The organism is Fibrobacter sp., assembly GCA_024399065.1.
GTDB lineage: Bacteria > Fibrobacterota > Fibrobacteria > Fibrobacterales > Fibrobacteraceae > Fibrobacter.
This window is the reverse complement of sequence record JAKSIB010000088.1, coordinates 1-1,789: the sequence shown is the minus strand read 5'-3', so window position 1 is coordinate 1,789 and position 1,789 is coordinate 1. Positions and strand designations below refer to the sequence as shown.

Genomic DNA, 1,789 nt, shown 5'->3' with positions numbered 1-1,789 from the left:
CGGCGCGTTCACGCTTGAACTGGCCCTTGGCCACTTCGAACAAGCGAACGGAACCCGGACGGTTCTTTTCGTTTTCAGCAACGTTCTTCAGCAAGTTGGGGAGAAGAGAAGTAGGAACAACGCCCAGTTCTTCGGACAGGGGGTTCAGAAGTGCTGCGGGGTTTGCACGACGGTCAGAAGCGTCGGTGCCAAAGAGTGCCTCGGTGCGAGCCTTGCTGGTAAAGCGCAGGTTCAAGCATTCATGGAGACCCATGGCAGAAAGAGTTCTGCGGATCTTTCTGTTCATCTGTTCTACAGCCGGAAGTTCGTTGGGCTGCATGGTGAACTTGGGCAGGCTGTAAGGAATGTTGTCGAAACCTACGAGGCGGGCCACTTCTTCGATGAGGTCCACTTCGCGTTCCAGGTCCGGACGGTTGCCCGGAATTTCGAAGGTCATGGTCTCGCCATTTTCTGCAACCAGGTTCAGGTTGATGCTGGTAAGATGCTTGCGGATTACGTCGGCTGCAATGTCCATGCCGATGATCTTTGCAACGCGGGAAACGCGAAGGTCAATCTTTGTAAGTTCCTTCTGGTGGTCGTCGCCGGTGTATTCCACGCAGCCCTTCAGGACCTTGCCGCCAGCCACTTCCTGGATCATGGCGCAAGCGTACTTGCTGTATTCGTCCTGGGTGGTGGTGTCGATACCGCGTTCAAAACGGTAGCTGGAATCGGAGCCGATTCCCAGGCGCTTGGCCTGCTTACGGACGATGGTGGGGTTGAAGTAGGCGCTTTCCAGAAGAACGTTCTTGGTGGCGTCGATAATTTCGGATTCTACACCGCCCATGGTGCCGGCTACGGCTACGGGACGGTCGCCATCGCAGATGACCAGTTCGGCTTCTGTGAGTTCGTGGTCGGTGTGGTCGATGGTCTGAATCTTTTCGCCCTTCACGGCACGGCGGACCTTGATCATGGAACCCTTCAGCTGGTCCATGTCGAAGCTATGGAGAGGCTGGCCCACGTCCATGAGGATGAAGTTGGTGATGTCCACCACGTTGTTGATGGAGTTCATGCCAACGGTGTGCAAAAGCTTGGCGAGCCAGCTGGGGCTCTGCTTGACTTCTACGCCCTTGATGACGCGGGCGGTATAGCGGGAGCAACCGCAACCGGGAACCACTTCCACGGAAACTGCGGAGGAGGCTGCATCGGCTTCTTCTACCAGGTTGTAGGAGAGGGGCTTCAGGGGGCGGTTAAACTTGGCAGCCAGTTCGCGGGCAACACCGCGGTGGCAAAGAGCGTCCGGACGGTTGGGGGTGACGTTCAGTTCGAAACAGACGTCGTACATGCCCAGGCTTACAAACGGGGTGCCTGCGGGAATGGAGTCATCCAGAACCATGATGCCGCCATGGTCGTCGGAAAGACCGATTTCGTCTTCGGCGCAAATCATGCCGAAACTTTCCACGCCGCGGATCTTGGACTTCTTCATCTTGAGGACAGTGCCGTCGCTCATGGGCAGTTCTGCACCGATGGGAGCAAGAACAACTGTCTGGCCTGCAGCAACGTTAGGTGCGCCGCAAACGATCTGGATGGTTTCAGTGCCGTTGTTGACGGTGGTGATGTGGAGGTGGTCGCTATCCGGATGGTTTTCGCAGGTGAGGACCTTTGCCACCACCAGCTTGTCGTAAACCTTGCCCGGTTCTTCGATGCCTTCCACTTCCAAGCCGATGGAAGTGAGTGCCTTTTCAATTTCTGCCACAGATTCCGGCAGATCCACATGACGCTTCAGCCAACTTAAAGAAACTTTCATTTTTTA

Annotated in this window: 1 protein-coding gene; it reads right to left on the bottom strand. The window is 56.0% G+C overall.

Annotated elements, in window-relative coordinates; all coding sequences use genetic code 11:
• The coding region (gene pheT / locus MJZ25_16555) for a phenylalanine--tRNA ligase subunit beta (protein ID MCQ2125779.1) at nt 1-1,783 on the bottom strand (1,783 nt) is incomplete at its 3' end.
• Nucleotides 1,784-1,789: the final 6 nt, after the last annotated feature.